A 23838-nucleotide genomic window follows, 5' to 3' on the forward strand; every position below is an offset into this window, starting at 1 on the left:
TTTTTATATGCACATGGTTTAGTTCATTTTATAAAGGGGTAAAAGTGTTTCAAAGACAGATTCAATCTTGTGAATCAACTCATCACCGCTAAGTTCAGCAACTGTTTTACGATCCATGTGAAGCCCGCATAAGATTTCAGCTTTCTTGACTTTTTGAACTCGTTCACTTAATGCAAGGAATTCGTCCCGGGACAATGAAGAAAATGATACAGCTTCGGGCTTTGTATGATCTCCAGACCAGACAAAGTGCGGGGGGATGATTGATCTGATGTCATCGACATTTTTTTCAACTTTTTTACCGAATTCTGCTTTATGAGGTGCTTCATAAATCATCGCGAACCAAATGAAGAGATGGGTTTTCCATAAGCCGATCTGAAAGTGGGGATGTTTCTTATACCCGCGCTTATTGTTGGCAAATGCTACCCATGTATCGTCAGGAGGGTTTACAGAGCGGCGTGCATGTTTAGCCACATGATAAAACATTTCGTCTCCTGTCATCGTGCTGAGAGCTGGTGAAAAATACTCACCTAAATATTCAAGTTTAGGGCGTATATGTTGTTGGATGGCTTCCATTCTATTTTCTAGTCCATCAATTGTGAATACTTGAAAGTCATCATCATTAAATCCATTGAATTTCATATTGCAGCCTCCTTATTTAACACCGTTATTTTAACACATAGTTTCGCATGCCATGTACTAAAGAACCTTCAAATAGGTGTCTGCACATTTTAGTTACAAGATGAGATGGAATTTCATAATATGTATTAAATATTATCAGAACAATCAGATAAATCGAAAAACTCGGAAGGGGTGCAGGACCTTGAAACAAGTAATGAATACGTCAAAAAAACGTGATGTCCAGCAACAGCGTTTAAATGTATTAAGACTCGAGATGGATTATGAACTAGCTGTATTGTTCGAAGCTATCCAAACAAAAAACAATGAGAATCAAACAAAATCCAAAGAAAAACTAATGAATATTCGAGAAGAATTAATAAAAATGAAGGCTTTATAAAGCTTTGATCCCTGGGAAGGTATAAAGTATATGATGAGAAAAATAAAGACTGGTTAAAGCGGACTCCCGATCTGAAAAGATGAGTTCGCTTTTTTGTATAGTAAATGCCCCAGGGTGTTTAACTTGAAACAGCCACATTTTTCTATTAAGCTAAATAGCTAAAGGAGTAGTGGAGAATTGGTTAAACTCTGTAAATAAGTTGATATTAAAAGTATCGTTAATTGTTTTGACTTTGTATTGGAGGTTAATGTTTTGACAAATTGGGTTGAATTAGACGGTCAAGTGAAAGAGTGGATTACGGAAGCCGGTAAGCGCATCAGGGAGTCCTTTCATGCTGAATTGAATATCAAGACTAAATCAAATCGGAACGATTTAGTAACGGATATGGATGAAGCAACTGAGAGGTTCTTCATTGAAAAAATAAGGACCAATTACCCGGATCATCAAATCTTGGGGGAAGAAGGGTTTGGTGATGAATTCAAGGAATTATCCGGTGTCACCTGGATCATTGATCCGATCGACGGTACGATGAACTTCGTACACCAACAGAGGAATTTTGCCATTTCCATAGGAATCTATGAAGAAAATGCAGGGAAGCTCGGTTACATATACGATGTTGTACATGATGAGCTGTACCACGCACAAAAAGGAAGCGGCGCTTATATGGATGATGTGAAACTCCCTGTGCTGCAAGATGTGTCAGTGGAGGATTCAGTGATTGCTTTGAATGCGCAATCGGTGACATCCAACAATCAAATTGATCCGTCACTCTTGACGCCCCTTGTACAAACGGTGAGAGGGACACGTTCGTATGGTTCAGCTGCCATCGAAATGGCTTATATCGCGTCAGGAAGACTGGATGCATATATCAGCATGCGTTTAGCTCCCTGGGATTTTGCGGCTGGTAAAATCCTTATTGAAGAAGTTGGGGGAGTCGTGTCAGATCTCGATGGAAAGGATCTTGATCCACTTCATAAAAGTTCATTATTCGCTGCGAAGCCGGGATTGCATAGAACCATTCTAAAAAAGTATCTTAAGAAGTAGCTGCGTCAGCATTGGAAACGCACAAAAAGCTGAATGGATTTTGTCCATTCAGCTTTTTGTGCGTTCATTTACTATTCAGGTCAGTGATACCGTGAGCTCTATAACTTGCCTTCTTCCCGATATCTTTTCTTGGTGGTGAATCCGAAACCCATAATGATTACTAGTGCCAATAAACTTCCCAGAGCCAGAAGGGGACTCTTTAAACTTATTGAAATGGCTATCCCCATCAACGATACGGCAGCAAGAATTGAAAATAATACAAAAATCCATTTGATATTTCCCAAGTTAAACCCTCCAGAGTATATTTCTTCCATTGGTCTTTTAATACTGCATTTTGTAAATGATAAAAACAAGACGATGCAAATGTTCACTATTTAAATTCTACCTACTTAGTGGAGATAGTGCAACGGCTTATTCAATCTATGCTATATTGTTGACCTCTGCTTCTTGCAGGAGGATTTTTCATCTATGTTGAAAAGACGGATACAAGAGGATCATGTACAAATTCAGCACCTTCATCCACATCTTTTTATAATTATTTATGCATTTATATGGTGCTGTGCTATAATGGTCTAGTTGAACAAATATATTTTATCTTTAGCCTTTTAGGAAAGAAATCCAATATATTCAGGAGTGGAAATATGAACTTAAGAAATGATCTTAGAAATATTGCTATCATCGCTCACGTTGACCATGGTAAAACGACATTGGTGGATGAGCTGTTAAAGCAATCTGGAATCTTCCGCGAAAATGAACAAGTTTCAGAACGCGCGATGGATTCGAATGACTTGGAAAGAGAACGCGGTATTACAATCTTGGCGAAAAATACGGCGATTCAATATAAAGATTCACGTATCAACATTCTTGATACTCCAGGGCATGCTGACTTCGGAGGCGAAGTGGAACGTATCATGAAAATGGTAGATGGTGTTTTACTCGTAGTTGACGCGTATGAAGGCTGTATGCCTCAGACCCGTTTTGTTCTTAAGAAAGCACTTGAACAAAACCTTACACCAATCGTGGTTGTGAATAAGATTGACAAGCCTTCAGCCCGTCCGGAAGAAGTTATTGATGAAGTATTGGAATTATTCATCGAGCTGGATGCGAATGATGAACAACTTGAATTCCCGGTTGTTTATGCATCAGCCATCAATGGGACTGCAAGCACAGATCCTGATCCGGAAAAACAAGATGAGAATATGCAGTGTTTATATGAGTCAATCATTGAACACATTCCTGCTCCAGTCGATAACTCTGAAGATCCTTTACAATTCCAGGTTGCCCTGCTTGACTACAACGATTATGTAGGCCGTATCGGAATTGGACGAGTGTTCAGAGGGACGATGAAAGTTGGTCAGCAGGTAGCACTGATGAAGCTTGACGGCTCTGTTAAACAATTCCGTGTAACAAAGATTTTTGGTTTCTTTGGACTGAAGCGTGAAGAAATCCAAGAAGCAAAAGCTGGTGATTTGATCGCTGTTTCAGGAATGGAAGATATTAACGTTGGTGAAACGGTTTGTCCGGTTGAACATCAAGATCAACTACCGGTTCTGCGTATTGACGAGCCAACACTACAAATGACATTCCTTGTGAATAACAGCCCATTTGCAGGCAGGGAAGGTAAATACGTTACTTCAAGAAAAATTGAAGAACGTTTATTGGCTCAGCTTCAAACCGATGTAAGTTTACGTGTTGAGCCAACAGAGTCACCCGATGCGTGGACGGTTTCCGGCCGTGGAGAGCTGCACCTTTCTATCCTGATTGAGAACATGCGCCGTGAAGGATACGAATTACAGGTATCTAAACCACAAGTAATCATCAAAGAAGTTGATGGTGTGAAGAGTGAGCCTGTAGAACGTGTTCAAATTGATATCCCTGAAGAATATATGGGAGGAGTCATTGAATCACTTGGCCAGCGTAAAGGTGAAATGCTTGATATGGTGAACAATGGTAATGGTCAAGTCCGTTTGGTATTTATGGTCCCTGCACGTGGGTTAATCGGTTATTCAACCGAGTTTATGACCCTTACACGTGGATATGGTATCATCAACCACACATTTGACAGCTATCAGCCGCTCCAAAAAGGGCGTGTAGGCGGACGTCGTCAAGGTGTATTGGTTTCAATGGAAACAGGTAAAACATCACAATACGGGATTATGCAGGTGGAAGACCGTGGAATTATCTTCGTTGAAGCAGGGACAGAAATCTATGGCGGTATGATCGTTGGGGAACATACGAGAGAAAATGATATTACTGTTAATATCACGAAGGTTAAACAAGCAACAAACGTTCGTTCTGCAAATAAGGACCAAACTGTTACGATTAAAAAGGCGAGAATCATGACGCTGGAAGAATCCCTTGAATATTTGAACGATGACGAGTATTGTGAAGTAACACCTGAATCAATCCGTCTCCGTAAAAAAATTCTTGATAAGAATGAACGTGAAAGAGCGGAGAAAAAGAGCAAGGTTTCTCAATAAACTGAGTGAAGGGGGAGCAGGAAATGGATGTAACTGAGCGTTTATCCTTTTTCGCATCCCTTTACCGTGTTGATCAAAATGCGGAAATGGGTATGTGGCTTCTTTACTTAACCATTGTTGGCCTCTCGATTTTAGTGTATAAGCTTGGTTTTGCCAAAAAACTGCCTGTATTGAAATCGATTGTAATCTATCTCTTCTTGATTGTCGGCTGCACCGTGCTGACATTCCTGGGGATATTCTTACCGGTTGCAGAGGGTCTCGTGGTAGCGGCGCTTATATTGATCATCTATAAGATCCGTTTGAACAATGAAAAGAAAAAAGGAAATGTATGATGAAAAGCGGCAGTCTGTTGAGGACTGCCGCTTTTTACATTGTTTAAGCTTTCTATCTCTTGGGCTTATGCATTGCCTGATAAAGAAGTGGAAGAGATACACCGTATACCAGATGTCCGGTCAGCCAGAGGGTAATCCCTACAGAGTCATAGGGTACAGGGACTTCTTTGATGGCCATGGATGAAAGTGGGAAATATAGCAACAAAGCTGGAAGGGTTAATCCAAATGCCAACATCCACAACGTCAGCCCGGAAAGATTAAAGTAATGGATTGAGAAAGTGAAAAGAATTCCGATCATACAGGAAATGATTAAATGAAACAGAAATTCTGTCAACTCGGACCATCGGATTTCCCCCAAAAAGGGTATGAAATCAATATTCAGAAGCAGCACATATACTTTTATACCTGTCTGAGACTGAAGGGATTTAAATAACAACCCCAGGAGGATTCCTGAAATTATCCCGATTCCGCCACCTTTGATGATCCACTTAGAAGTCATCTTCCACTTTAGGTGAACGATATAAATTAAAGTTACCTGTAGCGGCTCGATCTTCTGTTTTTTGTGTGATTCGTTTGTGACACGGATCACACATATAAGTGTGGATTGGTCTGTTTCGAAGTCTTTTCGCTTGCAGAGAATAATCTTCAATGTTCTCTATTACTTCACACAAAGCACATTTTACACGCATTCTTAACACCTCATTGCTTTTTCTCTCATATGATATCTTTTTTCAGTATATCATGTAGTATGAGCAAACGCTTTAATAACTTATTTCTCAGTTTATTAACGCTTTTTACTTGCTGTATAATGGAAAAGAAGAAATAAAAAAAGAAGGATAATTAAATTATCTTCACGAATTGTCATAAGTATACAGGCAACTTGTTAAGTATCGTTTGCCTGAGGGAAGATTCAGAGAAGTACTTGAAGGAGGGAATGTATGGCTAATCAAGTGGAACCCGGCTTAACACCGGTATTATTCGAAGAACTTCAATCTGAACGCTTTGTAACTTTGTCGACAGTTGATCATGAGACCGGCGGACCAAATGTCAATGCAGTTTCATGGATTTTGGCAAGGGATGAGGGGACAGTGCTTTTCACTGTGAATCATAAATCTAAAATCGTGGAAAATATAAAAAAAAACCCTCTTGCAGTCATAAACTTGATTGCAAATGAATCCACCTATTCAATCAGCGGTAAAGCGGAAGTAATACAAGCTCATCTAGAGGATGTACCGCTTAAACTAACGTTAATCAAGCTGGCAGTCAATGAGGTGAGGGATGTTATGTTTTACGGATCAAAAATTTCAACTGAGCCAACTTATGAGAAAACATACGATAAAGCGGCAGCTGACCGCCTTGACCGCCAAGTAATAGAAGCCATGAAAAAAGCTTAAGCGATAGCTTTTTCATGGCTTTTTTTCCTATTGATGTCAGTCAATATGCTTTTCACTCTGGTCTTCTTGTTCTTGATTCAATTGATTTTCTTTTTTCTGATTCATTTTCTTCCTGGGTTCTTTTGGAGCGTTCTCAGGGTCAGTCTGTTTCAAAGATCGCGGCACTTCAGGCATGAGTCTTCCTGAAATGTCAGAGAGTTCATTCATGATGCCTTGTCCGGGCTCTCCACGCTGTATGTCTTTGCTTATTTCTTTCAACCGTGCAGTGAGATCAGGATCTGCAACAACAATTGCCTGTGCACCATAAGGGTCATCCTTCAAAGCTTCAGCGACGGAATATTTTATCGATCCAACCTGGGACCGTTCGACATCTCCGTCTATGTCGATCCCAACGAAGGCATACTTACCTATTACTACAGCAGTCGCGTCTTTCACATCAGGAACACCGGTGGTCAAATTTACAAGATGCTTTGAAATCTGCTGACCGGATTTTCTTTCGACATGCTGTATGTTACTGTCCTGAACCGTGATTGGTTTATTCTGATCAGATTTCGGATTCTTTTCATACCCTACCTCATTCTTATTGGCGCATGCAGAGAGAACGAGTGCAAGCACAAGCAGAGAGATGAATTTGTTCATGGCTTAACCTCCCGAATTAGTGTCAATATCTATTCTTATTGTGTAATTTTCTTCTATCTTTATACGTTTATTCATATATTTTAAGAAACGGGCCGTCCTATTTGAGTAGCTGGGAATAACCGGATCAACTTTGGCTACATACAATAGTAATAAGAAATGAGGAGCAGGAGGCATCGATTTGAAAAAAATTTATGTATTAGATACCAATGTCTTATTACAGGATCCACAAGCCATCTTTTCGTTTCAGGACAATGAGGTGGTTATACCTGCAGTTGTATTAGAAGAAGTGGATTCCAAAAAGCGTTACATGGATGAAATCGGACGAAACGCAAGACATGTATCAAAATTGATCGATAATTTAAGGCAAGAGGGAAAGCTCCACGAAAAAATTCCTTTATATACAGGAGGATCTTTAAGAATTGAGTTAAATCACCGGTCCTTTCAGGAACTCCAAGAAATATTTGTAGAGAAAACAAATGATAACCGGATACTGGCTGTTGCTAAAAATCTTTCTTTGGAGGAAGAGGCCAAAGAGGATGGGAAGTCCGTGATATTAGTGAGTAAGGATACCCTGGTGAGGGTTAAAGCTGACGCGCTCGGGTTACAGGCTGAGGACTTTTTAAGCGATCGGGTAGTTGAGGTTAATGACATATATACCGGATTCAATGAATTATATATTGATAAAGAATTAATGAACAAATTTTATGAAAAAGGGGAATTGACCCTTAAAGATATTACAAAACAACGGTATTATTCGCATGAATTCATCATTATGAAAGATGTGTTGGGAAGTTCTGCATCAGCACTCGGAATGGTTGATGGATCAGGATTGAAAGTGAAGAAGTTAGTATATGATCATGACCATATGTGGGGGATCAAGGCAAGGAATGTACAGCAGACAATGGCGACTGAACTGCTTCTCCGGGACGATATTTCACTGGTGACCATGATCGGGAAGGCAGGAACCGGCAAGACGCTGCTTGCACTTGCTGCGGGTCTCTTGCAAACAGAGGATTTTCATAAATTCAACAAGCTCCTTGTAGCCCGTCCGATTGTACCGGTCGGAAAGGATATTGGTTATCTGCCAGGTGAAAAGCAGGAAAAGCTCAGACCATGGATGCAGCCGATATATGATAATCTCGAATATCTGTTCAATGTTAAAAAACCTGGTGAACTGGACGATATATTAGCCGGAATGGCATCTATAGAAGTAGAGGCGCTTACCTATATAAGAGGGAGAAGTATCCCAGATCAGTTCATCATAATCGATGAAGCACAAAATCTTACGAAACATGAAGTGAAAACCATCTTGACCCGGGTAGGGGAGAGAAGCAAAATCGTCTTGATGGGTGATCCCGCCCAGATCGACCACCCGTATCTGGATGAATATAATAACGGTTTGACATATGTAGTAGAAAAATTCAAGGAACAACCGATAGCCGGTCACGTCAAATTGATGAAAGGTGAACGCTCGGGTCTTGCCCAGCTGGCTGCAGACCTTTTATAATGATGCGGGATTTCCTTCAAGAGGCAAGCCCGAAGGAAATAAATACATTTATACCATATGAAAAAACCGGGGCAGGGGTTACTGCTCCGGTTTAATTATTGTATGTAGAGGATGTTAATGAAGGTGACTATTCCAGGCGGAAAGCCTTGACTCTTTTTATCGGTTCATCTTTATTGGAGCCGTCCTTGAAAAGGATATGAATAGGTCCATCTTCCTTTAATGGTTTTCCGTTACTGGAAAATCCTAACAGCAATTCATCTGCTTGGTCAATCTCGAACCTGTATTCTCCGGTGTCAGTCTCAACCATGATATGAGAAGCACTTTGAAGCGGTTCTGCATTTTTGAGAAATGGAGAAAAGGGCATGGCGAAAGTACCTGTCAGGATCCTTTCCTTTTCATATTTCTTTTCTGTTTTTAAAGTGGGCGGATATGTGGCACCCTCTTGGATTTCACGGGACCAGTGCTTGGAAACCGCCTTTGTATATTCTTCAAGCTCGTCTTTTAAAACACTGCCTTCTTCAAAAAAAGTAGTTAAATCAATCTTTCTGTCATCAAATATCCATACTCCGGAATCCAATGTGATGACAAACTTTACTTTACCTTTGATCGGTACGATGCTTTTCACTGCAGATTCCTCCTTTTATTAGTACTAGTATATCGGTAAAGAAAGGTTTTGTCACACTATTAACTGAAAGCATTACACTGTTTTCAATTACTGAAAATAGGGAAACTTACATTAGTGAGGAAAGGAGAGTGAGTGGAAAATGTCAAATCAGAGACTTTTGGAAGAATTAGTGGAGATCGCGAGGCCGTTTGCCTCATATGGTAAGGTGGCAGATTATATTCCGGCACTAAGCGACCAAAATCCAGAGGATTTGGCCATTTGTATCTATTCCATTGAAAATGAATCCTATTATGCAGGAGACCATCTGAAAAAGTTCACGCTTCAAAGCATCTCGAAAGTCATCACGCTCGCTTTGGTATTGATGGATAATGGAGAAGAAGAAGTGTTTTCTAGAGTTGGGATGGAACCGACTGGAGATCCGTTCAACTCCATAGCCAAATTAGAGACTCATAAGCCATCCAAACCGCTAAACCCGATGATCAATGCGGGGGCTTTGGCAGTAACGAATATGATTAGAGGGAACACAGTCGTGGAGAAATGGGACAGGCTGATTGAATTTATTTCTCATTTGACCGGCGATAACGTTACATACAATGAGGATGTTGCATATTCAGAACTTCAGACAGCCAATCTGAACCGCTCATTATGTTACTTTATGAAGCAGCATGGCGTCATTACGGGGAATGTAGAAGATTTATTGGTTCTGTATACAAAACAGTGTGCCGTGGAAATGAACTGTGTTGATTTGGCGAAAATTGGAGCGGTCTTTGCTAATGACGGATTGGATGCAGAAAGTGGTAAACAGCTCATCACACGGGATGTAGCAAGAATATGCAAGACGTTTATGGTTACATGCGGAATGTACAACAGCTCAGGGGAGTTTGCCATCAAGGTGGGTATCCCTGCAAAAAGCGGGGTTTCCGGCGGGATAATGGGCAGTGTACCGGGCAGGTGCGGAATCGGAATATTCGGCCCTGCATTAGATGAAGTGGGAAACAGCTTTGCGGGGGTAAAGCTGCTCGAAGGGTTAAGTGCAAAGTATTCATGGAGTATATTTTAGGAATCATTCAATGGTCGGGAATTCCTCCTATTCTCAAATTCAATCCTTACAAATACGCTTATTTTTCTTGCAATTTATATGATTTAACGATAAAATTTTAAGACAGGAATGCTATTTGTTCGGAATGGGGGGATCACTGTGGCGTCAGAAATGACAGTTAATCATCGGGAAAAGGCCTATGAGTTGTTGAAGGCCGATGCAGAAAAGATTTTACAGCTTATTAAAGTGCAAATGGATAATTTAACGATGCCCCAATGTCCTCTTTATGAGGAAGTATTGGATACCCAAATGTTCGGATTATCCCGTGAAATAGAATTTGCTGTCCGATTAGGACTGGTGGACGATGTAGATGGCAAAGAATTAATTGATTCTTTAGAAAGAGAACTTTCTGCCCTTCATGAAGCATCCACTAAAAAGTAAAATAGTCATGACAACTCAAACAATACTTCACTCTTGTTTGAGTTTTTTTGTAGAAGTACATAAGAACGCTCAGCTGAACACACTGAGAGCTTAAAATCCATTTGCTTGATCGATGCACTGAAAATAAGAAATGATACAAGAAAAAGGGTTGAATCGCCATGATTAAAAAAATAATGAAGTCCTATGACTATTCGTTGATAGCTGTCTATGTATTCCTGTGTTTTTTTGGGTTGGTAATGGTATACAGCGCCAGTATGGTGATGGCTGTCGAACGCTTCGAGTATGAAAGCGACTATTTTTATCAAAAACAGCTGATCAACGTCCTGATTGGTTTTACTGCTTTCACTGCAGCGGCATGGTTCCCTTATAAAGCCTTTCAAGTAGGGAAGATCATCAAGGGTCTCATGTTTATCATTATCGCTATGCTTATTTCTGTCCATATCATCGGCAGTGAAGTTAATAATGCCAGGAGCTGGATCGACCTTGGATTCATGGGGATCCAGCCTTCAGAATTTGCAAAGCTTGCGGTTGTCATTTACCTCGGTTCGGTTTATTCAAAGAAACAGGCATACATCAATGATTTGAACCGTGGTCTTGCACCGCCGCTTATCTTTCTCGGTTTCATCTGTTTTATTGTCTTCCTGGAACCTGATTTTGGTACTGCTGCTATCATCTTTGCAATCGGAGCCATCGTTATCATGTGCTCAGGCATCAACTTCCGTACATTCTTTAAGCTTGCCGGCATAGGAGCAGGCTTGCTTGTCATCATCTCGCCTTTCATCTATCTGGCGAGGGGATTTATCTTCACAGAAGAAAGAATGAGTCGAATAGAAGCTTATCTGTCTCCATTCAAGGACGCGCAGGGGGAAGGTTATCAATTGGTTAACTCTTACCTTGCGATCGGTTCGGGCGGGATCCAGGGCCTCGGTTTGGGACAAAGTGTCCAGAAGCTGGGGTATATACCAGAACCCCAGACAGACTTCATCATGGCCATCATAGCAGAAGAATTAGGTGTGTTTGGCGTTAGTTTTGTCATTCTCGGTTTGACCTATATTGTATTAAAGGGAATCTATATTGGCGTGAAATGCCAGGACCCGTTTGGTACAATGCTTGCCATAGGAATTTCGAGTATGATCGGCATACAGGCATTCATCAATCTTGGCGGGGTGTCCGGTCTGATTCCGATTACAGGGGTGCCATTGCCGTTCATCAGTTACGGAGGCTCTTCTTTACTTGTCCTTTCATTATCGCTGGGAGTACTTGTCAACGTCTCCATGTTTGTGAAATATGAAGAAAAATATAAAACGAAGAAGGAAAATGCCGAACCGTTGGAGAATATGTCTACTAGCAAGAAAATATATGGTGTTAAAATGTAGATCTACATTAGAGGATTAAAAAACTCTATGTCTAGGGTCTGCCCCCTAAGATAAGCCAGCATCCATCTTTCGGGTCAGTCCTTTTTTAATAGACTAGTAATGAAAGATTTTCAATCATGAACTAACTCAGAAGGAGAGATTGTATTGAAGAAAATTCAAAAGGTATTAGTCGCAAACCGCGGAGAAATCGCAATCCGGGTATTCCGTGCATGTACGGAATTGAATATCAGAACAGTTGCAATTTACAGTAAAGAAGATTCGGGGTCCTATCATCGATATAAAGCAGATGAAGCATATCTGGTCGGTGAAGACAAGAAACCCATAGATGCATACCTAGATATTGAAGGCATTATCAAAATAGCCAAAAAGTCCGGGGTTGATGCCATTCACCCGGGTTATGGATTCCTGTCTGAAAATATTCATTTTGCCAGGAGATGCGAAGAGGAGGGGATCACATTTGTTGGCCCTCATTCCACTCATTTGGATATGTTTGGGGATAAGGTTAAAGCACGAAAGCAAGCACAGCTTGCAAGCATACCAGTCATTCCCGGGAGTGACGGACCGGTATCGACTTTGGAAGAAGTTATCAGCTTCGGAAAGGAAGCGGGCTTCCCGATCATTATCAAGGCCTCTCTCGGCGGAGGCGGCCGTGGAATGCGTATTGTCAGAAACCTTGAAAGCCTTAAAGAAGCTTATGAACGTGCTAAATCTGAAGCGAAAGCAGCGTTTGGTAATGATGAAATCTATGTAGAGAAATTTGTAGAGAACCCCAAGCATATCGAGGTTCAAATCCTGGGGGATGAAGACGGCAACATCGTCCACTTGTTTGAACGTGATTGCTCCATTCAGCGACGTCATCAAAAAGTAGTGGAAATCGCCCCTTCAGTATCTCTTACGGATGGGCTGAGAGATGATATTTGTGAAGCTGCTGTGCGCCTGATGGATAACGTGAAATATGTGAATGCCGGTACCGTCGAATTTCTGGTGGCGAATAACGAATTCTTCTTCATTGAAGTCAACCCGCGTGTTCAAGTCGAGCATACGATTACCGAGATGGTAACAGGGGTGGATATCGTTCAATCCCAGCTGTTGATTGCTGAAGGCCATGCCCTTCACAGCAGTGTAGTAGGAGTACCGCATCAGGAAGATGTTCAGTTGAACGGTTTTGCCATTCAGTCAAGGGTGACGACTGAAGATCCGCTTAATAACTTCATGCCTGATACAGGAAAGATCATGGCTTACCGCTCAGGTGGGGGATTCGGAGTTAGGCTGGATGCCGGAAATGGTTATCAGGGAGCAGTTGTTACACCGTATTATGATTCATTGCTGGTAAAGCTTTCGACATGGGCATTAACATTTGAGCAAGCTGCGTCTAAAATGGTCAGAAATCTTCAAGAATTTAGAATTCGCGGAATCAAGACCAATATTCCTTTCCTTGAAAACGTTGTGAAGCATGAAAATTTCATCACAGGGGAATATGACACTTCATTTATTGACACAACTCCTGAATTATTCATTTTTCCTAAACGAAAAGACCGTGGTACCAAAATGCTTTCTTATATCGGAAATGTGACGGTAAACGGGTTCCCGGGAGTAGAAAAGAAGAAAAAACCAGTATTTCAAAAGCCAAGGACACCAATGATCGATCTCACTGCCCCGGTAAGGCATGGGACTAAACAAATTCTCGATGAGCGTGGTGCAGACGGCCTGGTAAACTGGGTGAAGGATCAAAAGTCGGTCCTATTGACAGATACGACTTTCCGGGATGCCCATCAATCGCTGCTCGCTACCCGTGTGAGAACGAATGACCTCAAACAGATTGCAGAACCTACATCAAATCTGCTCCCGGATATGTTTTCCTTTGAAATGTGGGGAGGGGCGACCTTCGATGTTGCATACCGCTTCCTGAAGGAAGACCCTTGGAACCGGTTATTGTCATTAAGGGAGCGCATCCCTAATGTATTATTCCAAATGCTTCTGAGAGCTTCAAATGCAGTAGGGTACAAAAACTACCCAGACAATGTCATCAGGGAATTCGTAGAGAAATCTGCATTTGCCGGGATCGATGTCTTCCGGATCTTCGACAGCTTGAACTGGGTGAAAGGAATGGAAGTAGCGATAGATGCCGTAAGACAGAGCGGAAAGATTGCGGAGGCTGCCATTTGCTACACTGGCGATATCGATGATCTTGCTCGTACCAAATACGATATCGATTATTATAAGAATCTTGCCAGAGAACTGGAAGCGAGCGGAGCGCATATCCTGGCCATAAAAGACATGGCAGGACTATTAAAACCACAGGCAGCTTACAGGCTCATCTCAGAATTGAAGGATACCCTAAATCTTCCTATTCATCTTCATACACATGATACAAGCGGTAACGGGATTTATACGTATGCAAGGGCGGTGGATGCAGGAGTCGATATCGTCGACACTGCGCTCAGTACAATGTCCGGCCTGACATCCCAGCCTAGTGCAAACACACTTTATTATGCGTTGAAAGGCACTGAAAGAGAACCGGATGTCAGCATCGATTCACTGGAATCCCTTTCTCATTATTGGGAGGATGTGCGTAAGTACTATACTGATTTTGAAAGCGGCATGATGGCCCCCCATCCTGAAGTTTATAAACACGAAATGCCTGGCGGCCAGTACAGCAACCTTCAGCAGCAGGCAAAAGCTGTCGGCCTGGGTGACCGCTGGGAGGAAGTGAAGGAGATGTATGCGAGAGTCAATCATCTCTTCGGTGATATCGTCAAAGTCACTCCTTCTTCAAAAGTGGTAGGTGACATGGCACTGTTCATGGTGCAGAATGATCTTTCAGAAGAAGATGTGATTCAAAAAGGAGAAAAAATAGATTTCCCTGATTCTGTCGTGGAACTTTTCGAAGGATATCTGGGACAGCCGCACGGTGGATTCCCAGAAGAACTGCAAAAAGTCATTCTGAAAGGAAGAAATCCTTTGACTGTCCGTCCTGGTGAGCTCTTGGATGATGTCGATTTCACGACATTAAAAGAGAAACTTTATGAACAGCTGAACCGTCCAGTAACAAGCTTTGATGCTCTTGGATATGCCTTGTATCCAAAAGTTTTCTCCGAGTATGCGCAAACTCTCGAACAGTTTGGTGATATATCCAAATTGGATACTCCTACATTCCTATTCGGCATGAGACTTGGTGAAGAAATTGAAGTGGAAATTGAAACAGGTAAGACATTAATCGTTAAATTGGTTTCGATTGGACAGGCGCAGGCAGACGGTACAAGAATCATTTATTTTGAGTTAAACGGACAGCCTCGTGAGATCGTTATCAAAGATGAAAATATCAAATCCACTGTTGCTTCCAAAAGAAAAGTGGATCCGAAAGATGAAACTCATATTGGTGCTTCCATGCCTGGTACTGTCATCAAAGTGATCGTCGACAAGGGTGAAATGGTGGAGAAAGGCGATCACTTGATGATTACGGAAGCCATGAAGATGGAAACCACCGTCCAAGCTCCATTCTCAGGAAAGGTAAAAGATATCTATGTGGAAAGCGGAGATGCGATCAGCCCTGGGGATTTATTGATAGAGATGCAAAAAGCTTAATAAAGCTCTATGAAAAAAGGATGCCGGTAAAGACCGGCATCCTTTTTTGTTAATCTGTAAACTTAATCGTTTTTCAATTTACTCCTAGAAGCGAGGAGTATGAAGTAACATAATAATCCAAACAGACAAGAGATAATCAGTGCATGCAGCAGAGAGATCCCTAAGTGTAATCTGGTAAAGACGACCAGAGCACCGGAAATGACCTGTAATGTCACAAGGGTGAAGGCAATGATCCAACCCCAATAAATGACCTTCTGATGTTTATGCTCTTTTATGGCGATATAGGTGATATAGGCAATCCATAAAAAGATAAACCCGGCAGCTGCCCGGTGTCCCATTTGAATCCATTCGTACATATTTCCTGGTAGTCCGGGGCTCGAGTTCACACAAAGCGGCCAGTCTTTACAAACGAGACTTGAATTAGTATGTCTGACGAGCGCACCGGTGTACACGACAATGTAACTGTACAGAGTAACACCGATCATATGAAATCTCATCCGCTTATTGATCACAAGTGAGCTTGCTTCAAACTTCTGGTCAACCTCAAATATAAGTAAAGTCAGTAGTAATATAGCTGCAAATGATATGAGGGAAATTCCGAAATGCAGTGCAAGTACGAAATCGGATTGGCCCCATATAACTGCCGCAGCTCCTATCAGACCCTGTAATAGTAAGAAAAAGAATGATAGTACTGAAAGAAATTTCGTTTCACGCTTATATCCAATGGCTTTCCAAGACCATACTGATAATGCGAGCACGAGCAGCCCGACTCCCCCGGAAACCACCCGGTGCGCAAGTTCGATGACCAATTCTAACGTAATATCTGTTGGTATAAGCTGTCCATTACATAATGGCCAGGAACGGCCGCAGCCCATGCCCGATTCCGTTTTGGTCACCAGGGCCCCGCCTAATAGTACAAATAGCATGCCTAATGTCGTCAGGACGGCAAGCCATTTCAATCCTTTATGCAATCCATTCACCTTCTTAGATAAAGACGTATTTACATTCAAATAAATATAGTAGAAAAATAGTTTGATGCCTCTAAGATAATAACGAAAATAGTTCTAAAACTCAACAGATAAAATGTTACAGAATAATGAGCATTAATATAGGGAAGGTGGGGAGGATAATTCATAGTAAAAATATCCTAATAGGGATTATACTAATTGTGTAAGCGCTTCTGATAAAAATATGTTATGATAAAATCAACATTTGTCGAATCGGGTGGAGAACATGATTGATTTAATTCTTCACAATTTCTTCACAATATTATTTTTTTCCATCCCAAAAAAGAAAAAATATATGGTTTAATATAATATTGATAGCGTAATTACTGTTTCTTATCTCTGTTAAATATTTGAATTCGATATAGAAATGGTTGTTCAATTACTTTATAGTAGTAAGGGGTGTCATCTGCCTCTGTTTGGTTTTTATAAGAGGAGGGCTAAAATGTCAAACAGTCGATTAATGACAAATGTTGAAAAAGCCGAGATCACAACTTCCACTGTTTGGAAAGATTTCTTGGCATTAATAAAAGTCGGAATTGTTAATTCTAATCTAATTACTACCTTTACGGGAATGTGGTTAGCATTTTACTTTACGAATACACACTTTCTGAATTCTCTCGATATCATGTTCCTTACACTAGCAGGTTCCTCTTTGATCATAGCGGGATCATGTGTAATCAATAATGTGTACGATCGCGACATCGATCATCTGATGGAACGAACGAAGGAACGTCCTACCGTGACTGGAAAAATAAATGGCACCAAAGCTTCATTACTGGGGCTCCTGATGATTGCATTCGGAATCATCATGCTGTTTATGACTACCATTACAGCCGGGGTTATAGGAATCATCGGAGTCTTTAGTTATGTCGTATTATATACAATGTGGTCCAAGAGAAAATATGTAAGCAACACGATTGTAGGAAGCATCTCTGGTGCAGTCCCGCCATTAATCGGCTGGGCAGCTGTTGATCCAAATCTTGACATAATCGCATGGATGTTATTTCTAATGATGTTTATCTGGCAGCCGCCTCATTTCTATGCACTTGCTATGAAGCGCGTGGAAGAGTACAGAGCGGCAGATATACCGATGCTGCCTGTTGTAAAAGGGTTCGCAGTCACAAAACATCATATTGTTGCATGGGTTATCGCCTTATTGCCGCTACCTTTCTTTCTACTGGATTTAGGGATGTTTTTCTTCATTCTTGCCATGGCCTTTAATATTGGCTGGGTTGCCCTTGGTCTGGCAGGTTATAAAATGAAGGATGATATCAAGTGGTCTAAATTGATGTTTGTATATTCACTTAATTATTTGACTATCTTGTTTGTAGCGATGGTTATCGTTACCGTTATATAAGATTAGTGGGAATTCTTTCTGATAAGAAATCCAAATAGATATTTTTTTGAGTCCTTGTTTTATTTCAAGAAGTACATTACACGAAAGAGGGGTTTGATTAAGCTATGAAAGCAAGGCTAACGAAGTGGCGCTTATTCTCCATTGTAGCCATAATGGCACTTATTCTTTCTGGTTGCGGTGAGCCGTTTCTATCTACACTGCAGCCAGCAGGAGAAGTAGCACAGACACAATATGATCTAATGATTCTGGCTACATTAATAATGGTATTGGTTATTATTGTAGTCGTAATCGTGTATGCAGTGGCGATCATCCGTTTCCGAAGAAAAAAGGGAGACACAACGATCCCCAAACAAGTAGAAGGAAGCCATACTTTAGAGATTTTATGGACGGTCATTCCGATCATCCTTCTTCTAATCCTCGCAGTTCCAACTGTAACCGCGACATTCCAGCTTGCTGATACTAAAGCAATGGACAAAAAAGACGCGGACGGAAATCGTGAAGCATTGGTCGTAAATGTTCGGGCGAACCTATATTGGTGGGAATTCGAATATCCGGATCAAAAAATCATCACATCCCAGGATTTGGTTGTTCCAACGGATAAAAAGGTTTACTTCAATGTAACCGCTTCAGATGTTAAACATTCATTCTGGATTCCGGCGGCAGGTGGAAAGATTGATACTAACGTAGATGGTGTCAATACATTCTTCCTTGAGTTTGATGGTGAAAAATCTGAGGAAGCCGGTGGAGTATTCTATGGTAAATGTGCAGAGCTTTGCGGTCCTTCTCATGCATTGATGGACTTTAAAGTGAAAGCATTGCCGCAGGATGAGTTTGCAACATGGGTAGAAGATATGCAAAGTGCAGGAGAACCAAAACCAACTTCTGATTTAGCTCAACAAGGACAAGAGATCTTCAACCAAAAATGTTTAAGCTGTCATGCTGTTTCTCCAGAGGACGGCCGTCCCGAATCTGCCCGCCTTGCTCCAAATTTAGCAACTTTTGGGGAGCGCAATCGTATTGCCGGGATTTTAGAACATAATGAAGAAGAACTGAAAAACTGGTTGGAAGACCCTGAGCAATATAAGCCGGGTAACAAAATGACTGGTACATATGGAGAGCTGTCCGACGAAGAAATGGATGCTCTTGCAGAATACCTGATGGGCTTGAAAGTTCAAGATTAATAGGGGATTAGTTAAAAGGGAGGTTAAATCGTGAGTAGCTTAGCACAGAAAAAAGGCTTCGGAGCGACTGTTTGGGATTACTTAACTACAGTAGACCATAAAAAGATCGCCATCCTTTACCTCATGTCAGGAGGATTTTTCTTCCTGCTTGGAGGATTAGAAGCTCTTATTATCCGTATTCAGCTTGCAGTGCCTAATAGTGACTTTATTAGTGCAGGCTTATACAATGAAGTATTGACGATGCACGGTACAACGATGATATTCTTGGCAGCCATGCCGCTTATATTTGCATTTATGAATGCCGTTGTTCCTTTACAGATCGGTGCTCGTGATGTTGCATTTCCATTCGTGAATTCACTCGGTTTCTGGTTATTCTTCTTTGGAGGAGTATTCCTTAACCTTTCATGGTTCATGGGCGGAGCACCTGATGCAGGGTGGACATCCTACGCATCATTATCGATTGCATCAGAAGGTCATGGTATTGACTTTTACGTATTAGGTTTACAGATTGCCGGTGCAGGTACATTGATTGGTGGTATCAACTTCCTTGTTACGATCATCAATATGCGTGCCCCTGGAATGACATACATGCGTATGCCGTTGTTCACATGGACAGCGTTTGTGACATCAGCACTTATTCTATTTGCATTCCCAGCATTGACAGTCGGACTATTCTTGATGATGTTTGACCGTATGTTCGGATCGAATTTCTTCGATGTAGCAAATGGAGGGAACACAATCATTTGGGAGCATTTCTTCTGGATCTTTGGACACCCGGAAGTATACATCCTTGTATTGCCGGCTTTCGGTATTTTCTCTGAAATCATTCCGCATTTCTCAAGGAAACGTTTGTTTGGATATTCTTCCATGGTATTCGCGACCGTATTGATCGGTTTCTTAGGATTCATGGTATGGGCCCACCACATGTTCACGGTAGGTCTTGGTCCAATCGCGAATGCGATCTTTGCCGTAGCGACTATGGCTATTGCAGTTCCGACTGGTATTAAAATCTTTAACTGGCTTCTCACGATGTGGGGAGGAAGCATGAAATTCACAACTCCTATGTTGTACGCAGTTGCTTTCATTCCTTCATTCGTCGCAGGTGGAGTGACAGGTATCATGCTTGCCTCTGCAGCAGCTGACTATCAATTCCATGATACGTATTTCGTAGTAGCTCACTTCCACTATGTTATTGTCGGCGGGGTAGTATTTGCACTATTGGCAGGTACTCACTACTACTGGCCTAAAATGTTCGGTACGATGCTAAATGATTTCCTTGGGAAAATCTCATTCTGGTTGTTCTTTATCGGATTCCATTTAACATTCTTCATCCAGCATTTCTTAGGGCTTATGGGTATGCCGCGCCGTATCTGGAAATTCTTGCCTGGTCAAGGGTTTGAAACCGGGAACCTTGTAAGTTCGATTGGAGCAGGATTCATGGGTGCAGCTGTTATCATCCTGGTCTTCAATATCATAATGACGCAAGTAAAAGGCGTTAAAGTAGGAAATGACCCTTGGGGTGACGGTCGCACAATCGAATGGGCGATTCCATCTCCGCCACCATTCTATAATTTCAAGCAAACACCGCTTATCCGTGGTTTGGACGCTTACTGGTTAGAGAAAATGGAAGGGAAGAATGGACTCACTCCGGCTGAACCGATTGGTGATATTCACATGCCGAATAACTCGATCTTGCCATTAGTCATCTCATTCGGATTGTTTGTTGCCGCTTTCGGTGCCATGTATCGTCCCGATGGAGAGGCTTGGGCACTGCCGGTATTAGTCATCGGTTTGCTCATTACTTTGGGATCAATGTTCCTGAGATCTGTAATTGATGATCATGGATATCATATTCACAAAGAAGATTTAATGGATGATGATAAAGGGGGTAAGGCATAATGCACGCTGAAGAAAAATTCACGCCTAAGACCTGGCCGGCCTCCCCTGAAAAGGCGACCCTTGAGGGGAAAAATAAGTTCATGGGATTCTGGTTCTTCCTTGGTGGGGAAACAGTTCTGTTCGGATCACTTTTTGCCACTTATTTAGCTTTGAAAAATAAAGTGCCAAGTGATAGCCATGCATTGACAACTGATATTTTTGATCTTCCTTTGTCATTTGTAGCTACTATGCTGCTTTTAACTAGTTCATTAACAAGTGTTTATGCAATGTATCACATGAAGAATTATAATTTTCAGCGGATGCAGGCATGGTTACTGATCACTGTATTATTGGGTGCAGGATTCTTAGGTTTGGAAATTTACGAATTCAATCATTACGTACATGAATACGGGCATACTTTTACTAGTAGTGCGTTTGGTTCTGCATTTTACGCGCTGGTCGGTTTCCACGGAGGACACGTGGCTTTCGGTCTTCTTTGGATCATCAGCTTGATGCTTCGAAATGCAAAACGGGGATTGAACCTTTACAACGCACCTAAGTTCTATTTAGCTTCACTTTACTGGCACTTTATCGACGTTGTGTGGGTATTTATCTTTACAGTAGTATACTTAATGGGAATGGTGGGATAAACTGATGGCGAATCAACAATCAAATTCAGGTAACCCAAGTGTAGATTACGAATATCGTCGTAAGAAAAATGCAGAAGACATGAGAATGCAGCTTACTTCCTTTATGCTGATGATATTCTTGACATTGGTTGCGTTCATAACTGTTGCAGGTGATTTTGATAAGTACTTCGTTGTACCATTCATCCTGCTTTTGGCTGTAGTGCAACTGATCTTTCAATTATATTATTTCATGCATATGAGTCATAAAGGTCATGAGGCTCCTTCATTGTTCCTGTACTCTGGTGCACTTGTTGCATTTATCACAGTGTTAACATTTTTAACGATCGTATGGATCTAATAAAAGAGCCAGCCAATTTATAAATTGGCTGGCTTTTATTTATACTCATCCAAAAAGGCAAAGAGCGCCTTTATGACTGCCCTGTCTTATGCTTGTCGCCTCTGAGCAAGCCGCCTCCGCTTTTCTATTGTCCAGCTCCGGCGGCTAGAGGCTCGAGACATAAGCCATGCCATCCAAAAAGGCAAAGAGCGCCTTTGTGGCTGCCCTGTCTTATGCTTGTCGCCTCTGAGCAAGCCGCCTCCGCTTTTCTATTGTCCAGCTCCGGTGGTCTGCTCCCGTCTGAAAATTAACCTTCGGCTTTTGAGGCAAAAGAGCGCCTCTAAAGCCAAAGAACATTTTTCAGAGGGAGCAAAACGCCCACCTCCGCTTTTCTAATTGTCAAGAACTTGTCATTACATGACGTTGAAGTGGGGGGAGGTTGTCAGTATAATAAAGGTATAGGTTTTAAAGTGAAGTGAGGTGAGGAAATGTCATTGGGTATTTTTGGATTTCAGGCTTTATGGAGCCCGTATTTCATTTTGGCATTAGTGTTTATTACAGCGGTCTATTTTTTAGTTACCGTAAAGTGGAGAGACAGCTTCAAGGAGAGTGTTCCGCTCACTCGAAAAGAAGCCGTTTATTTTATATTGGCTATGATTCTTTTGTATGCAATCAAGGGTTCACCTGTAGAGGTGATGAGTACGATATTATTCTCTGCTCATATGACCCAGATGGCTCTTCTTTATTTAGTCGTAACACCGCTTATCATTTTGGGAATTCCCAATTGGATTTGGAAAGCTGCAATTAATTTTCCGGCTGTGAAACCTGTATTCAAATTTATGACAAAGCCGTTAATTGCTTTGTTAACTTTCAATATCACTTTTTCCATATACCATATTCCCCTGGTATTTGATAACGTCAGAACCGATGTGACACTTCATGGTTTGGCAACGGTCATTCTGTTCTTATTTGCACTATTCATGTGGTGGCCGCTAATAAATCCTGCTGATGAGGACATTGATTTGAGCGGTTTAAAAAGAATCGGGTATATTTTGGGCAGCGCAGTACTATTGACCCCTGCATGTGGATTGATCATTTTTGCTGAAAATCCGCTTTATGCACCTTATTATGATCCGCAGGAATTCATGAAATCCTTAGCCCTTTGTGTTCCAGTCGATACACTCCAAGGTCTGACCTTGACAGGTCCGGAATTATTCACATCAATGTCGACTCTGAATGATCAGCAGCTTGGCGGGGTCATCATGAAAATCATTCAGGAGATCGTCTTTGGAGTCTTGCTTTTTAATCTTTTCTTTCAATGGTACAGAAAAGATTTGGAAAGACAAGAAAGCCAATCCTACGATCCGATTGTCGATCCGGCTCCGACAGAATAATTTGGAAGGCAGAGTTTGCTGAATGCTGCCTGTCTTACATAGAACAATAACAGAAAAGTGAGGACTATTAATGGGTGTTCCAATTTTACCAACCATAAGTACCAGCTTTATTGTCATTAGTGCAATCACGGTCGCAATCGGCTGGTGGCAAATCAAACAAAGAAAAATTGAACAGCATCAGGGAACGATGACCCTGGCTGGTATTTTTGCACTGATTTTCTTTATCATTTATGCCAGCAGGACGATTTTTATCGGAAATACATCTTTTGGCGGTCCTGACGATATTAAGATTTATTATACAATCTTCTTGATTTTCCATATTACCCTGGCAACAACGGGGGCTGTATTCGGTTTAATGAGTTTATGGACGGGTTATAAAGAGAAACTCGCTAGACATCGTAAACTTGGACCCGTCACAAGCTTTATTTGGTTTTTTACTGCCATAACAGGAGTGGCTGTCTACCTCCTTTTATATGTGATCTATGAAGGTGGAGAAACCACCTCGGTCATCAAAGCGATACTAGGCAACTGACTTCAAAAGTTCGCATAAGGATAATCTTATGCGAACTTTTTTGTGT

At 41.5% G+C, this 23838-nt stretch carries 24 protein-coding genes; 17 read left to right on the forward strand and 7 right to left on the reverse strand.

The annotated features are described in order from the left end of the window. Positions 1–18: 18 nt before the first annotated feature. Entirely contained in the window at positions 19–639 is a 621-nt protein-coding gene (locus V6B33_RS08560; protein ID WP_334217335.1) for a YktB family protein, read from the reverse strand. 181 nt (positions 640–820) lie between these two features. On the opposite strand from V6B33_RS08560, the gene V6B33_RS08565 reads away from it, so the two are divergent. Both V6B33_RS08565 and V6B33_RS08570 read left to right on the forward strand, forming a co-directional pair. Continuing rightward, positions 821–1015, forward strand: coding sequence for a hypothetical protein (locus V6B33_RS08565; protein WP_334217336.1), 195 nt, complete (start codon positions 821–823; stop codon positions 1013–1015). A 252-nt stretch (positions 1016–1267) separates the two neighbouring features. After that, on the forward strand, positions 1268–2059 hold the full coding sequence (locus V6B33_RS08570; protein ID WP_334217337.1) for an inositol monophosphatase family protein: 792 nt from the start codon (positions 1268–1270) through the stop codon (positions 2057–2059). 98 nt (positions 2060–2157) lie between these two features. Here the strand turns inward: V6B33_RS08570 and V6B33_RS08575 are convergent, their stop codons facing one another. Further along, positions 2158–2343 (reverse strand): YlaF family protein, encoded by a 186-nt coding sequence (locus V6B33_RS08575; protein WP_334217338.1) that lies wholly within the window; start codon positions 2341–2343, stop codon positions 2158–2160. A 357-nt stretch (positions 2344–2700) separates the two neighbouring features. Between V6B33_RS08575 and typA the strand changes: the two genes are divergently transcribed. Further along, positions 2701–4539 carry a translational GTPase TypA gene (gene typA, locus V6B33_RS08580; protein WP_334217339.1) on the forward strand — a complete coding sequence of 613 codons (1839 nt, stop codon included), beginning with the start codon at positions 2701–2703 and terminating at the stop codon, positions 4537–4539. A gap of 23 nt (positions 4540–4562) precedes the next feature. Further along, on the forward strand, positions 4563–4871 hold the full coding sequence (locus tag V6B33_RS08585) for a YlaH-like family protein (RefSeq protein ID WP_334217340.1): 309 nt from the start codon (positions 4563–4565) through the stop codon (positions 4869–4871). Between the two features lie 52 nt (positions 4872–4923). Here V6B33_RS08585 and V6B33_RS08590 read toward each other — a convergent pair whose 3' ends face one another. After that, a complete protein-coding gene (locus V6B33_RS08590; RefSeq protein ID WP_334217341.1) occupies positions 4924–5370 on the reverse strand; it encodes a hypothetical protein in 447 nt (148 codons plus the stop codon). Beyond that, complete coding sequence (locus V6B33_RS08595) at positions 5360–5560, reverse strand: YlaI family protein (protein WP_334217342.1); 201 nt, start codon at positions 5558–5560, stop codon at positions 5360–5362. Before V6B33_RS08595 ends, V6B33_RS08590 begins: the two co-directional genes overlap by 11 nt. A 249-nt stretch (positions 5561–5809) precedes the next feature. On the opposite strand from V6B33_RS08595, the gene V6B33_RS08600 reads away from it, so the two are divergent. After that, positions 5810–6265, forward strand: a complete 456-nt coding sequence (locus V6B33_RS08600; RefSeq protein WP_334217343.1) for a pyridoxamine 5'-phosphate oxidase family protein — start codon at positions 5810–5812, stop codon at positions 6263–6265. Positions 6266–6301: 36 nt separating this feature from the next. Here V6B33_RS08600 and V6B33_RS08605 read toward each other — a convergent pair whose 3' ends face one another. Next, positions 6302–6904 carry a YhcN/YlaJ family sporulation lipoprotein gene (locus tag V6B33_RS08605; RefSeq protein WP_334217344.1) on the reverse strand — a complete coding sequence of 201 codons (603 nt, stop codon included), beginning with the start codon at positions 6902–6904 and terminating at the stop codon, positions 6302–6304. A 178-nt stretch (positions 6905–7082) separates the two neighbouring features. Here V6B33_RS08605 and V6B33_RS08610 point away from each other — a divergent pair, with 178 nt between their 5' ends. Continuing rightward, positions 7083–8411, forward strand: a complete 1329-nt coding sequence (locus tag V6B33_RS08610; RefSeq protein ID WP_334217345.1) for a PhoH family protein — start codon at positions 7083–7085, stop codon at positions 8409–8411. Positions 8412–8538: 127 nt separating this feature from the next. Here V6B33_RS08610 and V6B33_RS08615 read toward each other — a convergent pair whose 3' ends face one another. Next, positions 8539–9036 (reverse strand): peptidyl-prolyl cis-trans isomerase, encoded by a 498-nt coding sequence (locus tag V6B33_RS08615; RefSeq protein WP_334217346.1) that lies wholly within the window; start codon positions 9034–9036, stop codon positions 8539–8541. A 139-nt stretch (positions 9037–9175) separates the two neighbouring features. Between V6B33_RS08615 and glsA the strand changes: the two genes are divergently transcribed. The 4 genes from glsA (at position 9176) to pyc (ending at position 15477) form a co-directional block, all read left to right on the forward strand. Continuing rightward, positions 9176–10096, forward strand: a complete 921-nt coding sequence (gene glsA / locus V6B33_RS08620) for a glutaminase A (RefSeq protein ID WP_334217347.1) — start codon at positions 9176–9178, stop codon at positions 10094–10096. 138 nt (positions 10097–10234) lie between these two features. After that, a complete protein-coding gene (locus tag V6B33_RS08625; protein ID WP_334217348.1) occupies positions 10235–10516 on the forward strand; it encodes a YlaN family protein in 282 nt (93 codons plus the stop codon). A gap of 158 nt (positions 10517–10674) precedes the next feature. Next, positions 10675–11892, forward strand: coding sequence for a putative lipid II flippase FtsW (gene ftsW / locus V6B33_RS08630; RefSeq protein WP_334217349.1), 1218 nt, complete (start codon positions 10675–10677; stop codon positions 11890–11892). A gap of 144 nt (positions 11893–12036) precedes the next feature. Then, positions 12037–15477: a pyruvate carboxylase gene (pyc, locus tag V6B33_RS08635; RefSeq protein WP_334217350.1), complete on the forward strand. Its 3441-nt coding sequence runs from the start codon at positions 12037–12039 to the stop codon at positions 15475–15477. Between the two features lie 62 nt (positions 15478–15539). Here the strand turns inward: pyc and V6B33_RS08640 are convergent, their stop codons facing one another. Beyond that, positions 15540–16448 carry a COX15/CtaA family protein gene (locus V6B33_RS08640; RefSeq protein ID WP_334217351.1) on the reverse strand — a complete coding sequence of 303 codons (909 nt, stop codon included), beginning with the start codon at positions 16446–16448 and terminating at the stop codon, positions 15540–15542. Between the two features lie 478 nt (positions 16449–16926). Between V6B33_RS08640 and cyoE the strand changes: the two genes are divergently transcribed. The 7 genes from cyoE to V6B33_RS08675 all read left to right on the forward strand — a co-directional run bounded on the left by cyoE (position 16927) and on the right by V6B33_RS08675 (position 23792). Further along, a complete protein-coding gene (gene cyoE / locus V6B33_RS08645; protein WP_334217352.1) occupies positions 16927–17841 on the forward strand; it encodes a heme o synthase in 915 nt (304 codons plus the stop codon). 104 nt (positions 17842–17945) lie between these two features. Then, on the forward strand, positions 17946–19022 hold the full coding sequence (gene coxB / locus V6B33_RS08650; protein WP_334217353.1) for a cytochrome c oxidase subunit II: 1077 nt from the start codon (positions 17946–17948) through the stop codon (positions 19020–19022). A 30-nt stretch (positions 19023–19052) separates the two neighbouring features. Then, positions 19053–20921 carry a cytochrome c oxidase subunit I gene (gene ctaD, locus V6B33_RS08655; RefSeq protein WP_334217354.1) on the forward strand — a complete coding sequence of 623 codons (1869 nt, stop codon included), beginning with the start codon at positions 19053–19055 and terminating at the stop codon, positions 20919–20921. Further along, the gene (locus tag V6B33_RS08660; RefSeq protein WP_334217355.1) at positions 20921–21550 is read left to right on the forward strand and encodes a cytochrome (ubi)quinol oxidase subunit III; all 630 of its coding nucleotides are present in this window, start codon (positions 20921–20923) and stop codon (positions 21548–21550) included. Before ctaD ends, V6B33_RS08660 begins: the two co-directional genes overlap by 1 nt. A gap of 4 nt (positions 21551–21554) precedes the next feature. Further along, positions 21555–21887 carry a cytochrome c oxidase subunit IVB gene (ctaF, locus tag V6B33_RS08665; RefSeq protein ID WP_334217356.1) on the forward strand — a complete coding sequence of 111 codons (333 nt, stop codon included), beginning with the start codon at positions 21555–21557 and terminating at the stop codon, positions 21885–21887. A gap of 467 nt (positions 21888–22354) precedes the next feature. Further along, the gene (gene ctaG / locus V6B33_RS08670; RefSeq protein ID WP_334217357.1) at positions 22355–23260 is read left to right on the forward strand and encodes a cytochrome c oxidase assembly factor CtaG; all 906 of its coding nucleotides are present in this window, start codon (positions 22355–22357) and stop codon (positions 23258–23260) included. 70 nt (positions 23261–23330) lie between these two features. Next, a complete protein-coding gene (locus tag V6B33_RS08675) occupies positions 23331–23792 on the forward strand; it encodes a DUF420 domain-containing protein (protein WP_334217358.1) in 462 nt (153 codons plus the stop codon). Positions 23793–23838 lie beyond the last annotated feature (46 nt).

The sequence above is a fragment of the Mangrovibacillus sp. Mu-81 genome (genome assembly GCF_036867415.1).
Taxonomy (GTDB): Bacteria; Bacillota; Bacilli; order Bacillales; family Bacillaceae_B; genus Rossellomorea.